Origin of the sequence: Aminipila butyrica (assembly GCF_010669305.1) — a bacterium.
Taxonomy (GTDB): Bacteria; Bacillota; Clostridia; order Peptostreptococcales; family Anaerovoracaceae; genus Aminipila; species Aminipila butyrica.
Genome location: NZ_CP048649.1, coordinates 214,923 through 239,855, shown reverse-complemented (window position 1 = coordinate 239,855; position 24,933 = coordinate 214,923). Strand labels below are relative to the sequence as shown.

At 46.6% G+C, this 24,933-nt stretch carries 20 protein-coding genes, 1 tRNA gene and 1 pseudogene; 1 reads left to right on the top strand and 21 read right to left on the bottom strand.

Annotation, left to right across the window (positions count from 1 at the left end; all coding sequences use genetic code 11):
* Positions 1 to 69: 69 nt before the first annotated feature.
* The 7 genes from Ami103574_RS01105 to Ami103574_RS01075 all read right to left on the bottom strand — a co-directional run bounded on the left by Ami103574_RS01105 (position 70) and on the right by Ami103574_RS01075 (position 7,865).
* Positions 70 to 3,042: an S-layer homology domain-containing protein gene (locus Ami103574_RS01105; RefSeq protein ID WP_163064910.1), complete on the bottom strand. Its 2,973-nt coding sequence runs from the start codon at positions 3,040 to 3,042 to the stop codon at positions 70 to 72.
* A gap of 368 nt (positions 3,043 to 3,410) precedes the next feature.
* Positions 3,411 to 3,644, bottom strand: a complete 234-nt coding sequence (gene rpsR / locus Ami103574_RS01100; protein ID WP_128744417.1) for a 30S ribosomal protein S18 — start codon at positions 3,642 to 3,644, stop codon at positions 3,411 to 3,413.
* A gap of 30 nt (positions 3,645 to 3,674) precedes the next feature.
* A complete protein-coding gene (locus Ami103574_RS01095) occupies positions 3,675 to 4,109 on the bottom strand; it encodes a single-stranded DNA-binding protein (RefSeq protein ID WP_163064909.1) in 435 nt (144 codons plus the stop codon).
* 10 nt (positions 4,110 to 4,119) lie between these two features.
* Positions 4,120 to 4,407: a 30S ribosomal protein S6 gene (gene rpsF, locus Ami103574_RS01090; protein ID WP_163064908.1), complete on the bottom strand. Its 288-nt coding sequence runs from the start codon at positions 4,405 to 4,407 to the stop codon at positions 4,120 to 4,122.
* Between the two features lie 189 nt (positions 4,408 to 4,596).
* The gene (locus Ami103574_RS01085; protein ID WP_163064907.1) at positions 4,597 to 5,493 is read right to left on the bottom strand and encodes a ribokinase; all 897 of its coding nucleotides are present in this window, start codon (positions 5,491 to 5,493) and stop codon (positions 4,597 to 4,599) included.
* Between the two features lie 77 nt (positions 5,494 to 5,570).
* Entirely contained in the window at positions 5,571 to 6,890 is a 1,320-nt protein-coding gene (locus Ami103574_RS01080; RefSeq protein ID WP_163064906.1) for a class II aldolase/adducin family protein, read from the bottom strand.
* Positions 6,891 to 6,941: 51 nt separating this feature from the next.
* Positions 6,942 to 7,865, bottom strand: a complete 924-nt coding sequence (locus tag Ami103574_RS01075; protein ID WP_163064905.1) for a sugar phosphate nucleotidyltransferase — start codon at positions 7,863 to 7,865, stop codon at positions 6,942 to 6,944.
* Between the two features lie 275 nt (positions 7,866 to 8,140).
* On the opposite strand from Ami103574_RS01075, the gene Ami103574_RS01070 reads away from it, so the two are divergent.
* The gene (locus tag Ami103574_RS01070; protein WP_163064904.1) at positions 8,141 to 8,689 is read left to right on the top strand and encodes a ferredoxin domain-containing protein; all 549 of its coding nucleotides are present in this window, start codon (positions 8,141 to 8,143) and stop codon (positions 8,687 to 8,689) included.
* An 89-nt stretch (positions 8,690 to 8,778) separates the two neighbouring features.
* Here Ami103574_RS01070 and Ami103574_RS01065 read toward each other — a convergent pair whose 3' ends face one another.
* The 14 genes and pseudogenes from Ami103574_RS01065 to Ami103574_RS01000 form a co-directional block, all read right to left on the bottom strand.
* Positions 8,779 to 9,216: a MarR family winged helix-turn-helix transcriptional regulator gene (locus tag Ami103574_RS01065; RefSeq protein WP_163064903.1), complete on the bottom strand. Its 438-nt coding sequence runs from the start codon at positions 9,214 to 9,216 to the stop codon at positions 8,779 to 8,781.
* Positions 9,217 to 9,302: 86 nt separating this feature from the next.
* Positions 9,303 to 9,845: a glutathione peroxidase gene (locus Ami103574_RS01060; protein ID WP_163064902.1), complete on the bottom strand. Its 543-nt coding sequence runs from the start codon at positions 9,843 to 9,845 to the stop codon at positions 9,303 to 9,305.
* A 151-nt stretch (positions 9,846 to 9,996) separates the two neighbouring features.
* On the bottom strand, positions 9,997 to 10,542 hold the full coding sequence (locus Ami103574_RS01055; protein ID WP_207710515.1) for a hydrolase: 546 nt from the start codon (positions 10,540 to 10,542) through the stop codon (positions 9,997 to 9,999).
* A gap of 63 nt (positions 10,543 to 10,605) precedes the next feature.
* Positions 10,606 to 11,472, bottom strand: coding sequence for an alpha/beta hydrolase family protein (locus Ami103574_RS01050; RefSeq protein ID WP_163064901.1), 867 nt, complete (start codon positions 11,470 to 11,472; stop codon positions 10,606 to 10,608).
* Between the two features lie 109 nt (positions 11,473 to 11,581).
* A tRNA-Met gene (locus Ami103574_RS01045) sits at positions 11,582 to 11,651 on the bottom strand.
* Between the two features lie 174 nt (positions 11,652 to 11,825).
* Positions 11,826 to 16,421 carry an S-layer homology domain-containing protein gene (locus tag Ami103574_RS01040; RefSeq protein WP_163064900.1) on the bottom strand — a complete coding sequence of 1,532 codons (4,596 nt, stop codon included), beginning with the start codon at positions 16,419 to 16,421 and terminating at the stop codon, positions 11,826 to 11,828.
* A gap of 35 nt (positions 16,422 to 16,456) precedes the next feature.
* The gene (locus tag Ami103574_RS01035) at positions 16,457 to 16,690 is read right to left on the bottom strand and encodes a hypothetical protein (RefSeq protein WP_163064899.1); all 234 of its coding nucleotides are present in this window, start codon (positions 16,688 to 16,690) and stop codon (positions 16,457 to 16,459) included.
* 153 nt (positions 16,691 to 16,843) lie between these two features.
* The gene (locus tag Ami103574_RS01030; protein ID WP_163064898.1) at positions 16,844 to 18,109 is read right to left on the bottom strand and encodes a GHKL domain-containing protein; all 1,266 of its coding nucleotides are present in this window, start codon (positions 18,107 to 18,109) and stop codon (positions 16,844 to 16,846) included.
* On the bottom strand, positions 18,109 to 18,843 hold the full coding sequence (locus Ami103574_RS01025; protein WP_163064897.1) for a LytR/AlgR family response regulator transcription factor: 735 nt from the start codon (positions 18,841 to 18,843) through the stop codon (positions 18,109 to 18,111). Before Ami103574_RS01025 ends, Ami103574_RS01030 begins: the two co-directional genes overlap by 1 nt.
* A gap of 513 nt (positions 18,844 to 19,356) precedes the next feature.
* On the bottom strand, positions 19,357 to 20,268 hold the full coding sequence (locus Ami103574_RS01020; RefSeq protein WP_163064896.1) for a PLP-dependent cysteine synthase family protein: 912 nt from the start codon (positions 20,266 to 20,268) through the stop codon (positions 19,357 to 19,359).
* A gap of 1 nt (position 20,269) precedes the next feature.
* Positions 20,270 to 21,433 carry a trans-sulfuration enzyme family protein gene (locus tag Ami103574_RS01015; RefSeq protein WP_163064895.1) on the bottom strand — a complete coding sequence of 388 codons (1,164 nt, stop codon included), beginning with the start codon at positions 21,431 to 21,433 and terminating at the stop codon, positions 20,270 to 20,272.
* Position 21,434: 1 nt separating this feature from the next.
* Positions 21,435 to 22,325, bottom strand: a complete 891-nt coding sequence (locus Ami103574_RS01010) for a class I SAM-dependent methyltransferase (RefSeq protein ID WP_163064894.1) — start codon at positions 22,323 to 22,325, stop codon at positions 21,435 to 21,437.
* Positions 22,326 to 22,674: 349 nt separating this feature from the next.
* A pseudogene (gene nifH / locus Ami103574_RS01005) lies at positions 22,675 to 23,525 on the bottom strand (nitrogenase iron protein).
* A gap of 63 nt (positions 23,526 to 23,588) precedes the next feature.
* Complete coding sequence (locus Ami103574_RS01000; RefSeq protein ID WP_163064893.1) at positions 23,589 to 24,932, bottom strand: nitrogenase component 1; 1,344 nt, start codon at positions 24,930 to 24,932, stop codon at positions 23,589 to 23,591.
* Position 24,933: the final 1 nt, after the last annotated feature.

Here is a 24,933-nt window from a genome sequence, read left to right as displayed (position 1 = left end):
TCTTAGCAAATAGGAGGTTCACTAAGTTCGTTTGTATTTTTTATAAAATCAGCAACAATATTTTAAGCCTTACTGCGCATTGCGATAGAGGAAGGTTACGATTTGACCGCGGGTGCAAGGATCCCCAGCGCTAAATGTCGTATCGCTTACGCCAGTGGTAATCCCATTCTGCGCAGCCCACTGAACCGCATTATAGTAATAGTCTGCCTCGGCCACATCCTTAAAAGAATTCGCCTTATCCGCTGCCGGGCTGCCCGTAGCGCGCCACAGGAAAACAGCGGTCTGGCTGCGGGTCACGGTAGCATCGGAGCCAAAGGTAGTAGCAGACGTTCCTTCGGTGATTCCTTTCTCTAAAGCCCATAGTACGGCATCGTAGTAGTAATCCTCTGGATTCACATCCGTAAAAGGATTGGTCTTGCTTACCGGCTGAGGGCTGCCCGCAGCACGCCACAGGAAGGTTACCGTCTGTGCACGAGAGCAGCTTCCTCCTGGCGCAAAGGTCGTACCGCTGGTTCCTGCTGTAATACCTTTTTCTAACGCCCACTGAACCGCATTGGCATAGTAAGCATTTTTAGCGACGTCACTGAAATTTTTCTGAGAATTATCGGTGACGCCTTCACTGGTTTTAGGGGTAGTCTCAGCCGGGGTGGAAGTAGTGGGTGCAGAAGCTGTGTTTCTTGAATTATTTTTGCTTCCGGAATGCCCCTTGCCACCAGAGCTGCTAGAGGTACGCAAAGTATAAGAGATTAGGTGGTTGCCCTCTGCGGAGTAAAATGCTAGAACAGTCTTTCCATTTTCTGTTGTTATCGTATATTTGCTGGACTCAGGTTCTTCATTGTAGGCCACATAAATGCCGGTCTTGGTGTCAGCTTTGCCGTCATTATCATAAGCGTAGAAGCGATACGTATCTGTCACGGCACCGTCTAGATAGGTGGTCCCTGTTCCGTCAGCTTTCAATACACAATACAGGCTTTTCCCCGCCAACTCAGGATACCCGCTCAAATCTGCGTCCCAAGTTCCTACCAAATCAGTCACGCCCGCAAGGGAACTAGGTGTCCGTGCTTCAGTGTAGTTCATATTTTCCAAGCAGAATAACCCAATAACCTGCTCAAGCGTGACTTCCTTTGGATCTGTCAATGCACTTGTGGCAATGCCTGATCCCATCCAATATGCATAATCTCCTGCATAGAGCTGTAACAACTCGTTCATATCTCTCCCGTAGCGGAACTCAATATGGTGGGTGGTTGCTGGTGTATCCGGGCATAATGCAAAGTATTTATATTCATCCTCATTGCCACTGGTACTTTCAAAAATATAAAAGTTAAATCCCTCCTGATCGGTAGATGCTTTATAACCAACATAACGGTAAGGATGCGAGAAAAGATTTTGCCCATCTTTGTCTATACCGCTAATCTGGGTTCCATTGAAAGTTATTTTACTTACACCATTGATAAACCCGCAGGCAAACTGCGTATTTTCAGGATGTTCATTATAAGCGGCTACTGCTTCCTGTCCAAAAATACTGCCGCCTATACTTTTTTTAAGAGTGGCTACTGCTATATCCGCATTTTCTTTACCGAGAATAGCTGCGCAATAATCATACCAGTAATGGCTGTACTCGTCCTTGAAAGTGGCTTCTTCAAACAGTGGCTGATAAGTCCCGGTCAATCCATAGAGAAGTGCTCCGCTATCCTGCTCTTCATCGTACTGATCTCCGCTTTCGTACATGGTATTGGTTGTTCCTACCTCGGTATTTGCCTGCTGCCCATTGATTGTCAGACTATCAAAATTGCAACCGCTTACATCACACCCGGTTGCTCGGCCTGCTACGCCACCGGGAACCGTCATTCCATAGATAGAGGGCTCCTCCGTCCCCGCAAGAATTGTGCCTTCTACCGTGCAATTCTCAACATTAAAACGATCCTCCATGCCATAGAAATAAAGGCCAGTACCCACTAGCCCGCCGACATGGGTTGCTCCTGGGGCGTCAATATTAACCGTTACATGACAATCGAAAATCTTGGTGGGCTCGTTGACGGTTCCCTGATCCGCTCCGGTACCTTCATTGCCTATGCCAGCATAGCCACACAGCCCGCCAATGGCATGGCCGCCTTTGGTGGTTTTAATGATAACATTTGCCGTGTTACCCGTAATGGACTCCATGCTCTGAAGGCAGCCGCCGATGCCACCCAGTCCAACGGGCTCAGTTCCCTCCGCTGTAACAGTACCTGTAGCCGTGCAATTGTTGACGCTGCCGTTAAAGGCCCCGCCAACTACTAAGCCGCCACACTCCGCAACGTCGCACTGAACGATGCGTCCATTAGCGAAATCATTATTGCCGATTACAACGATGTTTGCATCCTCTGCCACACAGTAACTCAGATTAGCACTACTGCCTCCGACGATTCCACCTACGCAGTTAATCCCAGTGACCGTGGCATCTTTGACTTCTACTTTTGAAATCTCCCCTTTTATGGCATAACCTACAACACCACCCACAGCCATACTAGTTTTATCACCAGTGACGGTCACCTTTTCAACCTTAAGGTTTGAGATCTTCCCCGTGGAGCAAGCAAACAGACCGCCTACGCCCAGCATATCCTGATCTGTAGTCACGTTTATACCTGAAATGGTATGGTCTTGTCCATCAAAGCTGCCAGAAAAAGCCTTCGTCAAGTCCATATCTCCCGTCTTCATATCTACGTCTTGCGAATAAGTCAAGATGCCGATGGGTTTCCAACCCTCATAATCGGATAAGTCCAGATTATTTTGTAAGACAAAGTAATTATCTAAGTGCTCACGTACACTGTCCAACTGTTCTTCCGTCTCAATTTGATAAGGTTCATCCTGCGTGCCTTCCCCTCCGGCGAAAACCACCTCTGCAGGCCCTTCGACTTCAGCTGGTGTATCAAGGGACTCCAACGTAACGCTTGTGCCTTCAATGGAATCGCCAAGGGATTCCTCTGCCATGGACACCGTCGGCGCTAGCGACAATACCAGAACAATCGCAACAATCCAAGATAAAATTCTTTTATTTTTCATTTGATAGATCCTTTCTTTCAAACTATTCTCTTGCATTACGAAATAGCAATTCTTTGATGTCACCTCCTTCTCCTGTTTTTTTTCGGCAAGCTGCTGATGGATATTACTGCTGTCTGCCCGTTAAATAAAGATAGCCGTAGCGTTTGTTTTAGCTAGTCCTATCAAGTTTATTGTTTAGTTTAGTTAGCTATAGCTAACCTCCGGGTGTTTGGATGGCTACATAATTAATTTACAAACGCCAGTCTACGTTTCTGCAGTTTAGTTAGCTATGGCTAACCAGTCTACAGGTAAATTTTACTACTTTCTTCCAATTAAGTCAATAAAAAAAACCGAGCCATCATGACTCGGTTTCCATTTTCGGTTATTGACTAGTCTGCTACGTAAGGCAGAAGAGCAACAATTCTCGCTCTCTTAATTGCCTTGGTAACTTCTCTCTGATGTATAGCACAAGTTCCAGTAATTCTCTTCGGAAGAATCTTACCTCTTTCGGTAACATACTTCTTCAATTTATCTACATCTTTGTAATCGATAGCTTCTGTCTTATCTGCACAGAACTGGCATACTTTCTTTCTCCGCATGCCGCCGCGTCTTTTATCCATCATAGCGGTTACGCTCCTTTCGTTAAGGTTTTTTTAGAATGGAATATCGTCATCGTCCAACGATGAAAATCCTTCCGGAATAGATGGCTCATCCATCTGCTGGAATCCAGTAGGTACTGAACTGCCGCCTCGGGCCGGTTCTCCGCCTCTGTCTCCCCATTCCAGAAATTCCACATTGCTTGCTACAACATCTGTGGTGTATACGGTCACACCTTCTTTATTTTTGTAGCTTCCAGTCTGGATTCTTCCCTGAACTCCTACAAGTCTGCCTTTTGTAAGAAATCGCTCACAATTTTCAGCCTGTCTGCCAAATACGGTTATCCGCGGGAAGTCCGTCTGTTTTTCCTTACCCTGACCGGTGGGCCGATCGATGGCTAGCGTAAAACTAGCTACAGCCATCTGGGTGCTAGGTGTATATCGAACCTCAGGGTCTCTAGTAAGTCTACCAATGAGAACTACACTATTCATCTGCTACCCCCTATTTCTCATCCTTGTTCACGATCAGATGTCTCATAAACGCATCTGAAATTCTCAGTCTTCTGTCTAATTCCTTCGGCAGTTCCGTGCTGGCCTTGAATTCAGCCACTACATAGTAGCCTTCATTCTTCTTCTGGATTGGGTAAGCCAACTTCTTCATGCCCCAAATATCAACCTTACCAACTTCGCCGTCAGCTGCAATGATTTCCTGTACAGTAGCTACTGCCGCTTCCTTCTTTGCATCTTCTAATGTTGGGTCGATAATGAACATAACCTCATAATTTGTCATTTCTTTTTCACCTCCCTATGGACTAAATGGTGCAGACTTCGAGTCTGCACAGAGAGCAATCTTTTGTTCCTGGGACTCCAGTATGGTAGTCCTACAAATTTCATGCCTTTTAATTATACTATATTTTTTTCATAATGCAAGGGAAATCTTCTAATCCCTGCTTAAATTTCAACTGTTCTTCAAAGTTTCTTACTTTTTTAGGCTAAGTTGGCAGTTGTCCACTTGTGCCGGCAAAGGAATAGAAATAGAGGCACCCTTAGAGGACACCGCCAAGGCCGCTGCTTTGGAAGCTCGCTCCAAAGCCTGCTCCACCTGCAAATTTGCTGTCAATGCCGAAATGAAATATCCCGTAAAAGTGTCCCCGGCGCTGGTAGTATCTACCACCGGAACCTCATAGCTGCCCCAGGAGATTCGCTTGTTGCCTTCTGCATAGCGAACACCCTTATCCCCTAAAGTCAAAACGACCCGGCTTTGGGGATATCTTTGAATCATGATATCAAGAATCTCCTCAGGCTGATTACTGCCGGTAATTTCTTCTCCTTCGATTTCATTCATGAGAAAATAAGTAATCTTGCTTAAATCCAGTTGATGGATTTTCTCATCCATTGGACTAGGGTTGAGAACAATCTGCATGCCCTGGTCATAGGCCATATCTACAATTTCTTTTAAGGAACTAATTTCATTTTGCAGAATTAACATATCCCCGGCCGCAAAGGTACCCAATACCTCCTGCGCAAAAGACGGAGTAATCTGCTGATTGGCTCCCCCAAAAAGAATGATGCAATTTTGACCGCTTCTGTCCACTTGAATAAAAGCGTTACCTGTAGGTACATCCATCTCTTGGACAAACTCCACATTCACGCCGTTTTCCGCCAAGTTTTCCTTTAGGAAGAGGCCGTCGCTGCCAATTCCTCCGGCATGGAAAACCGATGCTCCTGCTTTAGCTAGCGCCACAGATTGATTAGAGCCTTTCCCCCCACAGTACCGGGCCACCTCCAAGGCTGACATGGTTTCTCCCGGTCTGACAAAGTGATCGACGTTGTAGACCCAGTCTATATTTAAGGAACCAAAATTTAATACCTTCATCCGCCTTCTCCCTTCACGGTTGTTTTCAGCCTAGCAGCTTCCAGACCTCTTCCGTCCAACATTCCAGCTAATCCCATCTATACAATGTTAAAACGATTCTTGATTTCTTCCACCTGCTCCTCCGTAATGGGCTGTAACGTTCCTGGCAACATCCGGGCCGTAATCACAGCTTGGGAACTGAACTCCAGCACCTCCAGCTTATCAAAAGCGTTAAACAGGCTAGCGCCCGTACAAATGCAGCAGTCGTTTTCCACCATGGCTACCGGTGACTGATTTTTAAAATAAGCCGCCAGTTCTTCCTGTTGCTCAATCGTGGCCCCAAAGGGAAACTTACGAATCTTTTCACGCAAGACAATATAACACTCAGGAATGGTCTTCAAATCGTACTCTGCCTGAGTAACGGCAAAGACCATTGCATGCTCGGGAGCAGCCATGATAATTGCATTGATATGAGGATTTTCTTGATAAATCTTCTGATGAAGACTGGCACTCTTGGAAGGCCGCCTGCTTCCTTGGACCTTTTGTCCTTGGACTTTAACAATCTCCTCCGGCGTCAATTCCCCATTGTCCGCTCCACTGGCAGTAATCAAAAAGCTGTTCTCCTCCAAACGGACGGAAATCACGCCAATATTCTGGGTGAACAATCCACGAGCATAAGCTCGGTTGCAAAAATCGATCATCTGCTCTTGCACGTCTCTTTCTCCCAAAGAAACAGACTCTGTTTCTTCTGATGCCAACACCTGCCAAACCGGCTGCTCCGCTTGCTGATACCGCTCTAACTGCTCCTGAGAAATCCGTCGAGGAGCCTGCCCAGAAAAGTAATGGGCCTTTGCCTGAAGCCGAATACTGAAATCCAAATCCTGAAAAATGCCAAAGGCATGCTGCAAGCCTTCTTCACTGGCGACAAAAGCCCCATGATTCTCCAAGATCGCCGCCCTTACATCGCTCTTATTGCAAAATTCTCTGGCCACATTTTCTCGCAGCTCCTCACTGCCAGGACACCCATATGCCGCCAAACAAATCTCCTTAACGGCAGCAGCCACCTGTGGCAGGAGCCTGAGCTCCGGCAGCTGCCTCAGCAGGCTGATTGCCACCAGCCCGGCGGGATGGGCGTGAACTACGGCCTTAAATTCTGGCCGGTCTGCTAAAAGAGACCGATGAATACCCGTCTCCACCGATGGTTTTCCGCCGTTTTCCACTTGCCCGTCAGAACCGATTCTCAACATCTCGGAAGGCTGATACCGCCCCTTGTCTCCCCCAGAAGGAGTCACCCACACATTTCCAGCGTCATCCCTTAGGGACAGGTTTCCACCTGAAACAGTAGTGAGCTTGGCGTCATAAATCCGAGACATAACACGGCAAAGCTGCTCTGCTGGCCTAAGCTTTTCCAGATTCATCTTTCCTCCATCTCCTCCCTGTCTCCTTATCCCTTCCTGAAATCTGGCGTTCTAAGACCATATCTTCTCCGGATACAGCCCTTTATCTTTGCAGGCTTGGAGCGCACTGACCACCATATCCTTATCTTCCTTATAGGTAACACCATACCACTTATCTGCTGACTTTAGGACCTTTACCGTAGCCAACTCTTCCTTTACTAAAGCATCCACCGCCAGCGGCAGGAAGTATTCGCCCTTTAATGGATTTTCCTCCTTTACCCGATCTAAAAAAGCGGGAAACCTGGCTGCCATTTCATCAATCATACTCCTGCTAAATCCCCAAAAGTTCATGGATACCGCTGTACCCCTGCCTAGCCCCTCCCAGGTCTGGCCTTCATCTTCGGTGAAACCAATGCTGCCGTCTTCCATCCACTTAATCTTTGTTCGTTCCACGATTTCCTGCAAAAATCCATCTCCAGAAATCTGACAAACCCCTCTGGCCACCGTGCCGTTTTCGGTCAGTGTATTTTCAATCTGATAACCGATCATGCAATACCGGTACTTGTGGTCATCCTTGGCTTGGGACAGAAACTCGTACATGCTCTGAAAAGCTCCTGGTCCATAATAATCATCTGCATTGATGACAGCAAAAGGCCCTTGTATCATTTCCCGGCAGCTGAGGACTGCATGGCAGGTGCCCCAAGGTTTTTCCCGGCCTTCAGGCACCTCATGGCCCTCTGGTAAATCCTTCAAATCCTGAAACGCATAGCGGATGTTTAAATAGCGATCCGCCCTTCCAGCCATCAGTGCCTTAAAATCCTCTTCAATCTCCCTTTTTATGACGCAGATTACTTCCTTAAATCCCGCCAGATAAGCATCGTACAGCGAAAAATCGATAATCAGCTCCCCGGCAGATCCCACCGGATCCATCTGCTTCAAGCCTCCGTAGCGGCTGCCCATACCGGCTGCCATGATTACTAAAACGGGTTCATTCATATGTTCACAACCTTTCTTTGCTTTGTTGCTTTTTATTGCAATATTTCTTCCGGCTGCCTCCTGCTGACAAACAAGATGCACCATATTTATAGCTTTCATAAGTCTTTTCATTTTATACCAAATTTAAAAGAAATACAACCTTTTCAAAAGCCTATACAATGTGCTACAGTAAGAATAGGGAGTGCTTCTACAGCAGCTTGTTGCAGAAGGATTTTCAAAAGCTGCACCATCCTGCGGGAATGGGCATAGGAGACTATAAAAAGGAGGGTTTCATCATGAAATATACAGGTGAAGATGCCGAAAAGAGGGCGGCTTTAGCGGTAGCCGATCTCATGGCGGCGGCGGCCAGAACAGCTCCAAAGGGCTGTGGTGTGGATAACATAGAGGTGCTTATTTTGGACGGAGAAGAAAAGGCTCAGCTAGCGGCGGAGATGCGGCGGGTCGCTAAAGAAATTGATGCCGAGTTCTTTGACCGGGACGCCGGCAACCTAGAAGTCTGTCACTGCATTGTACTTATTGGCATTAAAGATAATCCCCTGGGTCTTGAAAACTGTGGCTACTGCGGATTTGAAAACTGCGGGCTCATGAAGCAGGCCGGGGCAAATTGCACCTTTAACATTACAGACCTGGGGATAGCTGTTGGCTCTGCTGTCTCCGTGGCAGCAGACAACCGCATGGACAACCGGGTATTTTATTCCGCTGGAAAAACCGCCGTTCTCTCTGGGGTTTTCTCTAAAGATGTACGGGTGGCCTACGGAATCCCCCTTTCCACTTCTGGTAAGAGCATTTTCTTTGACCGAAATCCTGGAGCGGTATTGGTATAGAACAAAATCCGAAAAAAAGGTCTTGCTAAAACTGAAAAGTTCTAGCAAGACCTTTTTTTCTTTCTATCATATGGTGCGGCCTTTAGCCCTTAAGCCATATTTAACACCTCATATAAAAGTTGATAGAGCTGTTTGGCCTGCTCTGGAGACACGGACAAACATTCCTGCATCTTTGCCGGGATGTCTTTAGCCTCCTCTCGGAGATTCCTTCCTTCTGGCGTCAGAAAGACTTGCACCACCCGCTCATCTTCCTTGCTTCTAGTACGGGTAATATGGCCAGCAGCTTCCATTTTCTTTAGTAAGGGCGTCAAGGTACCGTTGTCTAAATACAGCTTCTGCCCTAACTCTCCCACAGTGAGACCGTCCTGCTCCCACAGGACCAGAAACACGAGGTACTGTGTATAGGTAATGCCCAGAGGCTTTAAATAAGGGGTATATCGGTTGACCACCTTGCGGGCACAGGCGTATAAAGGAAAGCACAGCTGGTTTTCCAGCTTTAGCCTATCATAATTGTTTTTCTCTTCCATGCTTTCTCACATTCCAATCAAATTTATTTGATTCAATATTATTTTATAAGATAGGTTATGTCAAGATGGGAATGCTGAATCAGCTCTTATAACAGGGATGTCACGCAACGCTCCAGCTCTTTCATATCTGCAGTCGGCTCAAAGCGGGCAACAACGCTACCATTTCGATCAATTACAAACTTGGTGAAGTTCCACTTAATATCTGGATTGCTTTTGAAATTCTTATCTATTTTTTTCAGCATTAAATCCATCGCCAGTGCTTTCGCGCCCTTACCAAATCCCTCAAATCCTTTTTGGCTCTTTAAATAACCATACAGCGGCAAAGCATGCTCACCATTTACGTCGGATTTCTTCATCTGCGGGAACTGCGTATTGTAGCGAAGGGTACAGAACTGGTGAATCTCTTCATCTGTGCCTGGCGTTTGCCCAGCAAATTGATTGCAGGGAATATCAAGGATTTCCAAACCTTGTTCGTGATATTGCTCGTACATCGCCTCCAAGGGCTTATACTGAGGGGTAAATCCGCAGCCAGTTGCCGTGTTCACAATTATTATCACTTTACCCTCATAATCTTTGAGGGAAATGTTCTCTCCAGCGGGGTTTATAACAGAATAATCATAAATGTTCATAGTAAATCTCCTTCCCATGCCATTCGTTTTTATATTTTATTAAATAATATTTTATCAAATATAATTATTTTGTCAAGTCTCTTTGTTAAATTATTTTTAAATTTTAAATAGGACTTGTCCAATGAATGGCAAGTCCTGTTTGTTTCATAGACTATGGTCTAAAAGTCTTTAGTGCATTTATGGTCTGTTGAATCAACTCATCCAAAGTCCACCCTAACATATCTGCACCTCTTTCTATGACTTCACGGGAGCAGCCCGCGGCAAATCCCTTGCTTTTATATTTCTTTTTTACCGACTTTACTTCTAAGTCCTGAATGCTTTTAGACGGCCTCATAATGACTACTGCCCCAATCAACCCGGTCAGTTCGTCCACGGCGTATAAAATTTTCTCCATTTCATGTTCTGGCTTTATATCAACCGTGATGCCATAACCGTGACTGGCAACTGCGTGGATGATTTTTTCATCTACGCTCCGTTCTCTCAGTATTTCCTGTTCTTTAATACAGTGCTTTTCCGGAAACTGCTCAAAGTCTAAATCGTGAAGTAAACCGACAATTCCCCAGAATTCAGCCTCTCCTTCATAGCCAAGTTTTTTTGCGAAATACTTCATTGTACTTTCCACAACCTGTGCATGCTCTAAATGAAACTCGTCCTTATTGAATTCTACTAATAACTGCCACGCTTCTTCTCTGGTCATATCTTCTATCTCCCCTTCTGCCTATGTGGTGTAAAACCTTTCTGTTTCTTTGTCTCCGAATGTCTACGCGGAATCTCCAACTATCTTTTCAATCCATTGACCAGTTATCTGCGTCAATTTCACCCGATTGCCGCAAAGAGCGTGGTCGGTATGCAATGTCACATATTCTTGTACAAAACCCTTTCTGTTTTCCTGGAAAGGATTTGCTTCTTTCAGTTTGTTCCATAAGGGTTCAATCATTTCTTTTGGCGGAGCTACGTCATCTAAATCGGCGCCAATAAACAAAACATTGCGCCCTTGTAAATCCTCATGTGCATTTTCTAATGCCAACTGGCGATGCTGTTTCCATGCATCGACAAATACGAACTCATCACTGTCATGCTGTAAGCATTTGCCCTCTAGTTGAATCATATCTAAAAGCTTTCCTTCTTTGCCGCTTTCAAACCAATAGTGAAGATCATATGGGGCGATAGCAATGACGCCTTTAATAAAGGGCAGCTTTCTCATGGCATTGATGACAGTCATTCCACCCATGCTGTGCCCGGCAAGAAAAATATTTTCCGTATCAATGTCATATGCTTTTGCAATTTTTTCACTAACAGCCCACCTTGCAATCGATACCGCATCTTCTACCAGGTTGCTGAACAGATATTTCCCTTCACTTCCCCAGGCCCCTCTATGATTTACATGCACTACAATGCAGCCCATCCTGCGTAGGGCGTGTTCCAAGTCATTATTAGTTGTATACCCCGGAAATCCATGAAACATTAACACACAGGGGTGTTTCTTTTCATACTCCACTCCTGGCAATAACATATATCCGTATAGGTGTGAGTTGCCGCTGAGGATGTCAACAGCCATCGATTTAGGCATATCCTCCTTATTTTCATAGATTGTATCTTTAAATAAATTATCTGCATTTAGTTTCATTTCCTTCACCTCCTTCTAGGAAATAACACATTTAAAAAAACAGGGCTGCAAAACAGTCCTAGAACATGATTTTTACTGTGCCGCTTTATTTATATGCTTGAGAATTTAGCGGCGTTGCCTGGATTCGAACCAGGATTCTAAGTTTATGAAACTTTTGCCTTCCCTTTGGCTACAACGCCAACTTTGACTCCAATTATATCCCGGGTATTTTAAAAGTGTTAATACTTATAATATACAGCCTGTTATAAGTTAAACCTATGTCAAGAGCCCACCCTTAGGATAGAGGGTGGGCTCTGTGCAGGTTTGCCCTTAGCTTATTGATTTGTTGTTTTATTACTTATCCAGACACTGTGCTATTGTTCCACGAAGCGCCTCAACACCGCCGAAACCTCGGCGCGAGTGGCCGCTCCCTGCGGGCCGTAGAGATTATTGCTCTTCCCTTGTATGATACCTGCCATCTGAATGCGTTTTACAGAAGGCGCCGCCCATGTGCCGATTTTGGCGTTATCGGCAAAGGTGCTCTGTGCGTAAACTTCCGGCAGATTAAACCCGATCGACGTGGCATATCTATCCATAATAACCGCCATTTGCTCACGGGTCACAAGACCGTCGGGATCGAATTTGCCGTCGCCGATGCCGACCAGTATGTTGTGCTTTACGCCCCACTCGATATAGCTCATGTAATAGGCATTGGCTTTCACGTCGGTAAAGCTGCTCTTTGTAACGCTGCTCACATCGGCATCTGCCAAACGTCCCAGGGCTGTTACAAACATCCCCCTTGTCATAGAGCCATTAGGGCTGAACGTGGTGACACTGGTGCCAGTCATGAGGCCACGATTTGCGACAAAAAGAATATCGTTCTTTGCCCAATGACCATCAATGTCTGTAAAGTCGGAACTGTCTTTGTAGGCGATGCCGTAGGTAGAGAAATGACTGGTGGAAAACATCACCGTTCCGCGTCTTGTATCATAACTGGAGTCGGTGAGATAGGTCACTTTACCTTTTGCATCCACATATACAGCATAGACATTGCCCGCAATTTCACCTTTTTGCAAGGTATAGGGAATTTCCACGCTGACGCTGCCTTTGCCAAAATCAGTCACGGATTTTCCGCTGCCATAGATTGCCTGGAGCTCGTATGCGGGCCGGTTGCCGATGGCAGCCTTTGCATCACCAGATAGTTTGGTATTGTCCATGCGGGTGGCGGAAAGCTGAACGTCGGCTTTTGCCTGCCGGTTGATTTCGGTCACCGCCGCAAGGTTCATGCCAATAGTAAGGTCGGGACGGTCAATGACAAGCTGAACGCTGGAAATCTTGTTGTCAATGACCTGTTCCTGCGTAGTCTTGGGCAGATTGACTGTCACCGTGTTGACATCCGTTCCACCAGTTGTGACGTGGATTACCGCCGTGATGTCGCCTGCGTTCACACCTTTTTTTACAGCCTCGGCCTTTGCATCCGCAATGGTGTCGATGATGTTTTTATCGGTCAGGCTGACGTTAGCGTTGCCCTTGCCATCTCCTGTGGCCTTGTTTTCCGTGCTGCCGGTAACAGGCTCGGTAGGCTTACTGGAGGAAGCAGGCGTATTAGTCCCACCGCTGTTGCCACCACCACCGCCAGTTCCTCCTGTATAAGGCGTTGCCGTGATGGTGATGGTTTTCTGCACGGTGGTCTCACTTTGACTTCCCTTGGCTACCGTAACAGTAAAGGTGTAGATACCGTTTGTACCTCCGTGAATCGCGGAGGTTCCTGCAATTGGTAGGGTATAGCTGGCTTGAGTTATGGTCACTGAAATATCGCTGTTACCAATCACTGTTTGTGCGGTGGACATCAATGCCGCCTTAATAGCCTCCTCGTTGGTTGCCGCCGCTTGGGTCATGTTACCGTAGCTTGCGTTTTCCGTAGCGGTTTTTGCCGCAGCAACGATTGCAAGGTCTGGGTCAGGAACAACAGTTACCGTGGTGTATGCACCTGCCTCACGGGTAGCGGTGGCTTTCAGTCTCACATAGTAGGTTCCTGCGGAAAGACCTGTGGTTTCTGTAGCGGTGCAATCATGAGCACCAGCAAAGCTGGCATTATCGGCATATTCCATAACGGCGGTTGTGCCGGTGATTTTTCCGTCTGTGCCGCCTGCACTTCTTGGCGCAACCCCCGAAAGCCCGGTAGGCGCTGGAGAACCGTCAGCCTTGGCAATGCTCCATGAAATGTTTATGACTGCGGTGGTGCCGTCATTCCACTCATAGCCGGGCAGCAGTGTTGCCGTGGCATTGTAATCGTCAACCGCTGTTGCCACAACAGTTCCGCTCAGGCTATAGCCGGTTCCTGCATTCACACCCGTTTGTTCATTTCCCGTCCATTTCAAATCTGCATTTGCAGTGGGTATGGGTATCATTATAATGGGTGCCTTCCACTGTGCGATCAAGCCGGTCACGGTATTGGGTACCGTTGAACCCGCTGCGTAAATTGTATTGCTGGCTGTGTCCTTCCAGCCGGAAAAGGGCTTATCATCGGGTGGAGTCAGCCCATCGCCGCTGGGTGCTTTAAAGCTACCGCCCGAGCAGATGATTTTGATGTCCTCTGTGCTGTTTTTTAGCTTACCGCCATTCAGCTTCAGCGTGACCGCTTTCAGTCCTTCATCGCCCAGTGTGTCAGGGTTCAGTACCTCAAGGGCGGGGCGAAAGCCCACCTCCCAGTCCTGCAGGCTACTACGGCCCGTACCCCAATAGCTCACTGTAAGGCTTCCCCTCGCAACACGAAAATCGCTATCTAATTGACTGGTATCCTGCGCCCAAGAGTAACCGCTATTCCAGTTTTTTATCCAGCCCGATTCATTATCGGTTGACTTTGATTTATCCAAAATCTGATCCCACTCGTTGGTGGCCGGAGAGCCTTTACTGTCCGCGTTACTGCTGCCTGCGCTCAAAGAGCGTAGCTCGTAGTTTGCATCAAAGGGTTTGCCAAAGATAAGGTCTGCTGTGTTCAAGTTGTTCCAATTGATGCTGTAACCGATATTATAATCCCCCACGAACAGGCTGCGGTCGCTTGCGGTCGCATTTGCAGATGCGGTTTTGCTGCCGCTGCTGTTGCTGTCAAGGCTATACGCATTCACCGTGCCTGCATAAGTAAAGGGCACATAGTGCAGGATTGTGTCGGGCAGGTTGGCGTTTACCGTGCCGATGTTGACCTTTTCACCCGACAGGTCGAAGTAGTAAGTGCCGCCGGGGGCAAGATTGAATTGCTCGGGGATACCCTGCGCAGGCTCCATCTTAATATATTTGTAAGTGGCGATGTTGTTACTTGCCAATGTTACTGGGCTGGCATTGCTGCCAGTTATATCAGCATCAGCCATAACCTGCACGCTGGCTAAATCTGGTGCCTTATTCATTGCAGCCTTGACGCCCTTGGCAGTTACCTCACCACTGCGGATAGTGATATTGCCGTTATTGGCGTATATGCCGTAGCTTGTGGGGGCCGTACCACTTTCGGCAGTTACTGTGCTTTTGTTGATGGTGATATCGCCCTTCCTGCTGAATATACCGTAGCTGCTGCTGGTGCTGCTGGTGCCGGTGGCTTCCACTTCGGCACCGTCCTGAATGGTGAGAGTGCCGTCAAAGATGTATATCCCATAGCCTAAGTTGCTGGTGCCACTGGTGGCCTTTACATTGGCGGTACCACTGATGGTGACGGCGTTATCGCCAAAGGTACCGTAGCTGCTGCCGCCGGTGGCGGTGGCGGTGCCGCCGGTGGCGGTGACTACAGCGCTGCCCTCAATGCTGACGGCGGTAATAGCGTATATGCCGGAGCTTCTCCTGCCCATGTGGGTGGTGGTGACAGTGCCGCCGTTGGCGGTGACTTTGGCGTTTTCCTCAATGCTGACGGTTGTAGCGTATATGCCGTAGCTGTTGTCGGTGACAGTGCCGCCGTTGGCGGTGACTTCGGCGCTTTCCTCGATGCTGACGGTTGTAGCGTATATGCCGGAGCTGTTGGTGCCGCTGCCGCCGCTGGCTGTAAATGTGCCGCTGCCGCTTATGGTAAGGTCGCCTCCCCCATAAACAGCGTGGCTTTCCCCAGCGCTGCCGTTATCCGCCGGAGTAATCGTGTTATTGCCCTCCAGCTCAATGGAAAGGGGCCCGGTGGAGTAAATGCCGTACGTATTATTGTTATTTGTATACGCGCTTGTAATGGTTGCGTTGCTCAGCGTCAGAATTTTCGTGTCCGCGTCGTAGGTGACGGTTCCGGTGATGTCAGAGCCGCTTACAGCACCTGTGGCGGTCACCTTCGTTTCGCCCACCCAGAGGTCGTAGCTGGCGTTTGGGGCCGGTGCACCCATTGCCTGTATAGCCGCCGGGGCGGCAAATGCGGGTGTGCCCACTATTACGGTAATTTCAGGCAGCTCGGTGCTGACCGTATAGTCCTCAATCACCGGGGTGAATACATAGTCACCGTTGGTATCCATGTCGTAATCAGCACAAGCCCATGTCACCTGAATATCAACTGTGGTTTCTTCCCATTCAGGGTCGGCGTATTCACCTGTTTCCTTCTGCTTGCCAATCTCTGCGTTTATGGCAGAGCCGGTGGCAGCCTGTATTTGAATCGTCCCGCCATGATCACCGCCGGCAGATGGCTCCTGCGCGTCGGATGGTGTACCGGTAGGCTGACCGTCAGAATCGTCCGTCGCGGGGGTGGTGCTGCCGTTGTCAGAAACGGTACTGCTGTCCTGTGTATCAGATTGCTCTGACGACGCCGATTCGCCGGAATCCTGCGCAGGTTTCGCTATCCGCACCGTGGCGATCAGAGTCTCAGGCAACTCTAAATCCGCAGCTGGTATTCCGGGGGATACTGCTATTTCTGTTTTTGCAAGCGGCTCAAAGTGAATAATCTCTCCACTGGTTTTCTCAGTCGTATGGATTACTTCCGCTATAGACGAAACCGGCAGCATGGTTACTACCATACACAGTACCAGCGCAACGCTTAATAGTCGTTTTTTCATTCCTTCGTTTCCTCCCTTTTTGATTGTTTCTTTGGATAATAACACACACCCACGTCCAAAGCACGGGGCTTGTCCAGATGAAAATCCGCGTAGACGCAGTACCAGCAGGTTTTCTCCAACCCACCGCTGCGGGGGGTAAAGGCTGGGCAAGACTGCCTTGGCCAAACGTTGCCCTCCGCATTAGGGGCGGAAAGAACCTGATCATTCTTGCGTCGGGCTGTTTTGCTCATAAAAAATCGCTCCCTTCTGTTTCGTGATTTCCTGAAGGCAGGATAACACGAAACCAAAGAAAGCGACCAATTTCTACTTAAAAGACTTGTTTTTCTACTTAATGTTTATGGATAAACGCAAAATTAACTCTTGACAAAGAAAACCGTCTGTGCTCAGATCATCACCCGCACATTAAAAATGCCGTTCTGCGCCTGATAAAGAATCTCGCCGCCGTTTTCCCTCACAAAGGCCCGGACGCTCTCACCACCCAAACCATGCCCTTCCTCCCGGACGGCGGGATAGCCGTTTTCATCCAGCGGCACCTCGCCGAAATAAGGGTTCTCCACCTCCAAAATGAGCTGCCCTGTGTAGATGGCTCGGACGTAGAGGCAACGCTCTCCTTGAGGCTCAAGTTTTTCGCAGGCGTGTATGGCATTTTCCATGAGGTTAGAAAGCGTCATCGATAGAGCCAGCTCGGAAAAGGGTAGCTTTTCGGGGATATCCAGCCGAAGATCACAACGGATTCCCCGTCCCTCGGCCAAGGCGGCATAGTAGCTTACGGCAGCGTTTACAGCAATATTCTCACAATAGCGTACCGGCTTTTGCGGTAAAACGGCAATCTGCCGGCGGAGCAAATCGGCGGCATGTTCCACATCGCCATGTTGCATCAGCTCCAAAAGGGTGGCGTTCAGGTGACGCTGGTCGTGCTGCACAACCCGCATTTGCCCTACCGCCTCATCCATAAGGGAAAGACGCTGCTTCATGGCCGCACCGGACAGCTCCAATAAGGCCTTATCCTGCTTCAGGCGGTATTCCGCGCCCACGCTTTTGAGACAAAGAAACACCGAGCCGTACGCTGCCAGCGTTACAAGGACGAGCCAAAGCAGCGGCACGGCTTGTACCGTAAGGGTTTCTACAATATCATCGCTGCTGAGCATGAACCACGAAAAAGCAAAAAAAGCGCTGCCCGCCACATAGAAAAACACCGTCCAATGCTCCGCCGCCTGACGGTAGAGGGGCCGCAGCACCTGGCGGAACAGCAGAATAACCGCCGTAAAAAGAACCAGCCGCCATAGGGTATTTGCATATGCAGGGTAAGGCAGAGACCTTGAAAAAACAAAACTGAGAACCAGCACGATAAAGCTTACGTTTACCACCGTGATGTAAGAGAACAGCCACTGCATGAAGCTGTCCCGAAAAAAGGGCCGCGCCGCAAAACACAGGAGCGCAAATAATACCACATCAATCTTTGCAAGCAAGGTGAGGTTGCCGCTGATATAGCAATAAACCGCCGTTGACAGATTCAGCGTAAGGATAGCGAGCATAACGAGGCTGGTAACTTTTCGGCTGTATTTCGGCTGCAAAAGCGAAACGAAAAGCACCACGTTAGCAATGGCAGATACGGTACCCCGCAGGAAGTGCGCAAAAAACAGTTCCATTAGTTCTCCTCTCTGCTCAGGCGATAGTTCAAATAAGCATTGCGCACGGCAGCATGCTGCCTGGCGGATACAGGCACAAAGCCCCCCTCGCGCAAATAAAAACCCTCCCGTGCCAGCTTTTCCACACGGCTCATATTAATCGCAAAGGAAACATGGGGCGAAAGAAAGCGAGCATCCCGCAGGAGCGGCGCGATATGCTCGGCAAAGCCGCAGGCAAGTGTGGTGGTTTCCACCTGTTCGCCGCCAATCAGCGTATAGCAGGCAAGGTGCTTTTTATACTCACAGCAGGCAATTTGGCCTGTGGACAAGGTGCGCAGTCCCTCTTTAGTTTTCACGGTAACAGTAATTTCCTTGCCGGAATCCACCTTGGAAAGAGCCAGCTCCAGTACGGAAAATAGAGCCCGCTTTTCTACAGGCTTAATCAGGTAATGCAGCGGATTGACCGCATAGGCATCCAGCGCATAGCCCGGTTCGGTGGTAATGTAGATGATCTGCGCCTCTCGGCTGATACGACGGATGCTCTGGCCTAACTCCAGCCCGCTGACCATAGGCATAACAATGTCCAGCAGGTAGAGATGAAAGCTCTCGGTTTCCATGGCAGTCAAAAGCGTATCAGGGTGAGCAAATTTCTTCATCTCTGCATCCAATATATGCCCGTCAAGGTATTCTTTTATGTATTTGTTTATGATTTCCAGTTCTCTCGGCTGATCGTCACAAATTGCAATCTTCAACATAAGCTACACCTCTTTATCAGAACGATTTTCGTTACAGCTGCGCATCCATCGGTCAATCTCATCTGGTCTGTATCGCCAAAATTTTCCCACTTTAACAGCGCAGAAGTTTCTTGTTGCATGGAAAACTCTCCTTTATAGCAATATATGCTATTTACTATAGCAAGGAAGAGTCTAAATTACAATGAATTTATCTAATTGAGTAAAGTTGAGTAAACTTTAAATAATTGTTTTTTGTCTTTGGATATTCGGTTCCAGCTTGACAACCTCCACTGGGCCTATTACCATAAATTCACGGCAGAAAAGGCCGTATCAAAAGAAGAATAACGAAGAGAAGCAAGGCCTGGTAAAATCGACACCTACCACTGCCAACCAAATTAAGATGTTTATTTCAACTTTGCGAGCAAAGTTCAGAGGACAAGAGTCGCCGTAGGACTTGAAATCCTACGGCGACTCTTAAAAATTGAAAACATCCTTACTAACGTGGGGCATTGAACAACCACTTCTTTCATTGACTTACTCATACAACCCTGTACTGAAATATCGATCACCTCTATCTGGAAATACAACAACAATATTCCCTTTGTCAAGGTTCTCTGCTAGTTTTAATGCAGCCGCCATAGCTGCTCCGGAGGAAGATCCTGCAAAAATCCCTTCTTTTAAAGTAAGTTCTCTGGCTGTCTCAAAAGCCTCCCTGTCGCTGACCTTAATGACTCTATCCACCAGATTCATATCCATGGTCTCTGGAATAAAGTCATTTCCGATACCCTCAATATTATAATCTCCATGTTCACCGCCACCCATCGTCGACCCGATGGGATCTGCCAGCACGCCCTGAATGTCAGGATTTCTTTCTTTTAAATATTTTAGTACACCCTTATATGTCCCTCCGCTTCCTGCTCCAAGGACTACATAGTCAAGATTCCCTTCCAGCGCCTCATATATTTCTGGTCCGGTGGTTTCATAATGTGCCAAAGGGTTGCTTTGATTTCTAAACTGTTCTAGGGATATGGCGCCAGGAATTTGTGCTTTTATCTCCTCTGCTTTTTCAACAGCACCTAACATGCCTTTTTCCCTTGGGGTATTGATGACCTCCGCCCCTAATGCCTTCATCAACTGTTGCTTTTCAACAGAAAATTTGGTAGGAACAACAAAGATGATTTTATAGCCTTTGTTTAACGCAGCAAAGGCAATGCCAAGTCCGGTATTTCCAGCCGTCGCTTCTACGATGGTGTCCCCTTTTTTCAACTGGCCTAAGTTCTCCGCATGCTCAATCATTGATTTACCGATTCGATCTTTTACACCCCCTCCCGGGTTAAAAAGCTCCAATTTAGCAAAGATATTTATTTCCTTTTTTTTATTAATGTTGCTTAACTTAACCGTCGGCGTGTTTCCAATCAGTTCCTGCATGGATTCATAATACTTCATTTTAGTTTTCCTCCCCTGCGGCTTTTATTGCACGCTCCAGATCTTCTATGATTTCATGTACGTCTTCAATGCCAACAGATAAACGAATCAGCCCTTCTGTTATGCCGACTTTCTGTCGGATTTCATAAGGGATGGAGGCATGTGTCATGGTGGCTGGATGGCACACTAACGATTCTACCCCGCCAAGACTTTCCGCCAGCGCAACAAGCTGAAGCTGCTCAAAGAACCCTTGAATACTGTAGTTATCCTTTAGTTCAAATGAAATCATCGCCCCTCCATTCTTCGCTTGTGAACGGTTAATAGTGTACCCCGGATCGGCTTTAAGTCCCGGGTAATATACTTTGCTTACGGCTTGATTTCTCTCCAGATACGCTGCAATCTTTTCCGCATTTTCAACATGGCGGTCCAGCCTTACCCCAAGAGTCTTTATGCCCCTAATCAGTAAAAATGAGTCAAAAGGTTGAAGAATACCCCCTGTTGCATTTTGAATAAATGCCAATCTCTCTGCAAGCTCTTTATTGTTTGCCACCACAAGTCCGGCGATCAAATCGCTGTGACCGCCGAGATATTTTGTGGCGCTGTGGATGACGATATCTGCACCGGATTCAATGGGCCTTTGTAAATATGGAGTCATGAAGGTATTGTCCACGATAGATAGAATTCCATGTCTTTTAGTAATAGCGGATACAGCTTTTAAATCGGTGACGGTCATCAACGGATTCGCAGGGCTTTCTACATAAATGGCTTTTACATCTGCCGTGATGCTCTGATCCAGTCCATCAAGATCTGTTGTATCTTCAATAGAATAGCCGATTCCGAAGTTTTTAAAAATCTTATCTAGAACTCTAAAGGTTCCCCCATATACATTACTTGAAATGATCACCTTATCTCCAGCTTTAAATAAGGATAACACTGCCGTAATTGCTGCCATGCCGGAGGCAAAAGCAAAGCCCGCCACACCCCCTTCCAGCTCTGCAATCAGCGATTCTAAGGCTTCCCGGGTGGGATTGCCGGTTCTGGAGTACTCATATCCCTTGTGTTTTCCAAGGCTAACTTGTTCATAGGTGGACGTCTGATAAATGGGGATGTTTACAGCCCCCGTTCTCTCATCCCCATAAATACCTCCATGAATTAATACCGTCGATATACTCTTGTAATTTTTCATCTTAATTCTCTCCTCCCTTATAATTTGCCAATATAAAATGTACATGATTTGATGCGCATAACTGATCTTCTCTGCTGTCAAAATAAATTTTCTGTATGTGCTCCGGTGATTTATAATCCAGAACAGAATAGCCATTTATTAAAAGCTTATCTTCCAGACTCTCATAACTGAACCCCTCCTGCATGGTTTCCCCAAGGGTTGCGGTAATGTGTTTCAGCTTCTTAAAGTGCTTATCCTGATGCCCTTTCAAATCTGGATAATCGAATACGAGACAGCTGCCTCCTGCGGATATGCGGGAAAGACTAGAAAATACCGTCTCAAGGGTATCAAGAGATAGATAATACGACACGCCCAGGATGGAAAAAAAGGTTTTTACTGCTGGATTGAATCCATGGGCCATTAACACGTCAGCCATACTTTGCTGCTTAAAATCAATGGGGACAAAATGAACATTTTTTGGTATTGTCCATTCCATTTTTTGTATTCTGTCCAGTTTGTACCGTTGTGTGTCGGGATGATCGAGCTCAAAAACTTCAATATTCGGATTTTCATTCCGAAAGGAAAAGCTGTCTACACCAGCACCACATATAACATATTGACAGAACTCATTTTCTGTTGCAAACTCCTTTAGTTTTGTTTCCGCATAACGAATGCGGGGCAAGATAATTGGTGAAACAAGTTCCTCAATCGCTTCATTCCAGGACCTTTTTTCATTAGGTTCTGTTGATTTGAATAAGCTTGCAATTAAATCTTTTATGGAGTCATACTCCTCTCTGCCCAATAAATCATATGCCAAATAATCATCATAGATTTTATCTCTGGTAAAATATGAATGGTACGCTCTTGTGAAAGCGCACACTTTAGCCGTCATGCTTTCTGTTTTTTCTAACATATTAGCTTCCTTTCTGATTTTCTTCATGCAAAAAAACCTGCCTTCATTTGCGAAAGCAGGTTCCTATTGTGTAAATCAAATGAATGAATAGAATCCATTTGTCATATTAACATATCAACACAGATATTTGTCATGAAGGTCAACTTTCTCAATTAACTTTATGCTATTTACTACTTCACAACAACAACAGCAATTCCAAAATCTTGTCATCTTGCCTTCCTCCTTTTTCATACTTTTCCTACGGTTTTACTATGTTTTTATAATATGCTAATGCCCTTTAAATGTCAATCCATGATTTTTACTTTTTTATATAACTGGTTATAGTAAAATTCTATAGGTAAGCTTAGAATTAAATCTTATAGTCATCGGCCAGTTCCATCAGGCCATATTCAAATAAAATCTCTTCCAGCCTTTCCTGGGTCATGGGTTTTGGAATGACAAAGCTGGTATTCTCTTCAATGCTTTTGGCAAGTGCTCTGTATTCCTCTGCCTGCTCCGAGTCGGATTTATACTCAATGACCGTCTTTTTTCGAATCTCCGCCTGCTGAACAATATTATTTCTAGGAACAAAATAGATCAACTGGGTACCCAGCTCTTTCGCAAATGCCCGCAGCAGCTCAATCTCTCGGTCCACATTTCTGCTGTTGCAAATAATGCCTCCAAGCCGGACTCCTCCTTGTTTGGCATATCGCTGAATCCCCTTTGCGATATTATTGGCTGCATAAAGGGCCATCATCTCGCCGCTGGCTACAATATAAATTTCCTTTGCCTTTCCTTCGCGAATAGGCATGGCAAAGCCCCCACAGACAACATCTCCGAGGACGTCGTAAAATACATAATCTAAGTCCTCTGTATATGCCCCTAAGCTTTCCAACAAGCCAATAGAGGTAATGATCCCTCGGCCGGCACAGCCCACACCAGGCTCCGGACCTCCGGACTCAACACATTTTATACCTTTAAAGCCATCTTTTAAGATATCCTCCAGACTGATGTCTTCTCCCTCTTCTCTTAACGTATCCAAGACGGTTTTCTGGGCTAGTCCCCCAGTAATAACCTGGTGGAATCCGCCTTAGGATCACAGCCCACTACCATTAGTTTCTTTCCTGCCTCTACAAGACCGGCTGAAAGGTTTTGTGTGGTGGTAGATTTCCCAATTCCACCTTTTCCGTATATTGCAATCTGTCTTACCGCTTTAGCCATAATTCTTTTCCTTTCAAATTTTTACTTAATCGACTTGTCTAGCTTCTTATCTCATTCTGCCAGCTACTTTACGGTGGCAGAATACACTTTTTCAAGTAAAGTCAGGGCACCGTTATAGCCGATATAGCTTCTGTTAATGACCACTTCTGATGTAACCGGCGTGCTGATTGGAACCAAGATTCCTCCCAGTTCTTTCACCACATCATCTTCCCAGCTTGAACCGAGGATTAATGGCACACTTGAACCATAATCCACTTTTTTCACTTCCGCTTCAATCTGATACCCATCTTCAATAAAGTCCACTTCTAGTGAAATCCCCTCTGAAATATTGCGATACAATTCTCGGATACGATCTCTGTATTTTTCCGGCGTATTGTCGGTAATAATCTGTCTGACTGGAATCAGCCCCACCTGATCTGTAAAAAACTTCGTAATTGCCAGATTATAGGCCGCATCTGCAACCGTTGTAAATTTGGCCGGAAGGCCAAACCAGTATTCGGAGAAAAACTCTGAAAAATGTTCTAAAAAATAATAATACCTTGCGGCTTCCTCCTCTATAAAAGCTTCTGATTTTTCCTTGTCTATGCCTGCAAAATCGACTACTTTTCGTACAAAAGCTGTCGTGGCTTCTTCCCCAATTGGTATGATGGGAATATGTAAAAACGGCTGATCATACTTTTCCTTCAAATGCTCTGCGGTTTCCAGTCCCACCCAAGGCGAAACAACTAAATTAAACTGGGCCTTTGGTATCCCCTTCCATTCATCAGGTCCTTTGGCTTCGGACCCAAATAAAACTTGTACCTTAAAACCCGCTCCTTCCAGAATCCGCTTTATCTCAATATAATCCCCCCGCCAGTTTGTATGAAAGTAAGGGACTTCAAACCAGAGATTAATCAGCCCTTTTTCCTTCTCCCCGTTATAGTCCCCTACATATTGATCAATAATTGCTTTTACTACAATTTCATGCCCAATCAGATTGTTTCCTTTAAATCCAGCGGCTTCCGCATAAACTACCGGGTAGCCTTTTTCCTGATACCCTTTCACCACAGCCCCTACATCGTCACCGATCAGTTCTCCCGCACAGCCTGTCAATACCACGAACAAGTCTCCATCCATGATTTTAAGCGCCGATTTTATTAAATCATCCAGTTTGTTTTGCCCGCCAAACACAATCTCATTTTCACCGATATTTGAACTGGGCAGCGCACCGCCGCCACTATATCCAGCCCCTTGAAATCCATTGGAAAAAGAGAGCATAAAATATTGCTTATCCGCACAACCCGGGCCGCAGTTGGCAATCGGAATCCCTCTTGGAATTGCTGCAACACTGTTTACCGCACCGATTGCGCAACCATAACGGGAATGTACTATTGAATTGCTTTTTTTTACCTTTTTCTTTTCTGTCATT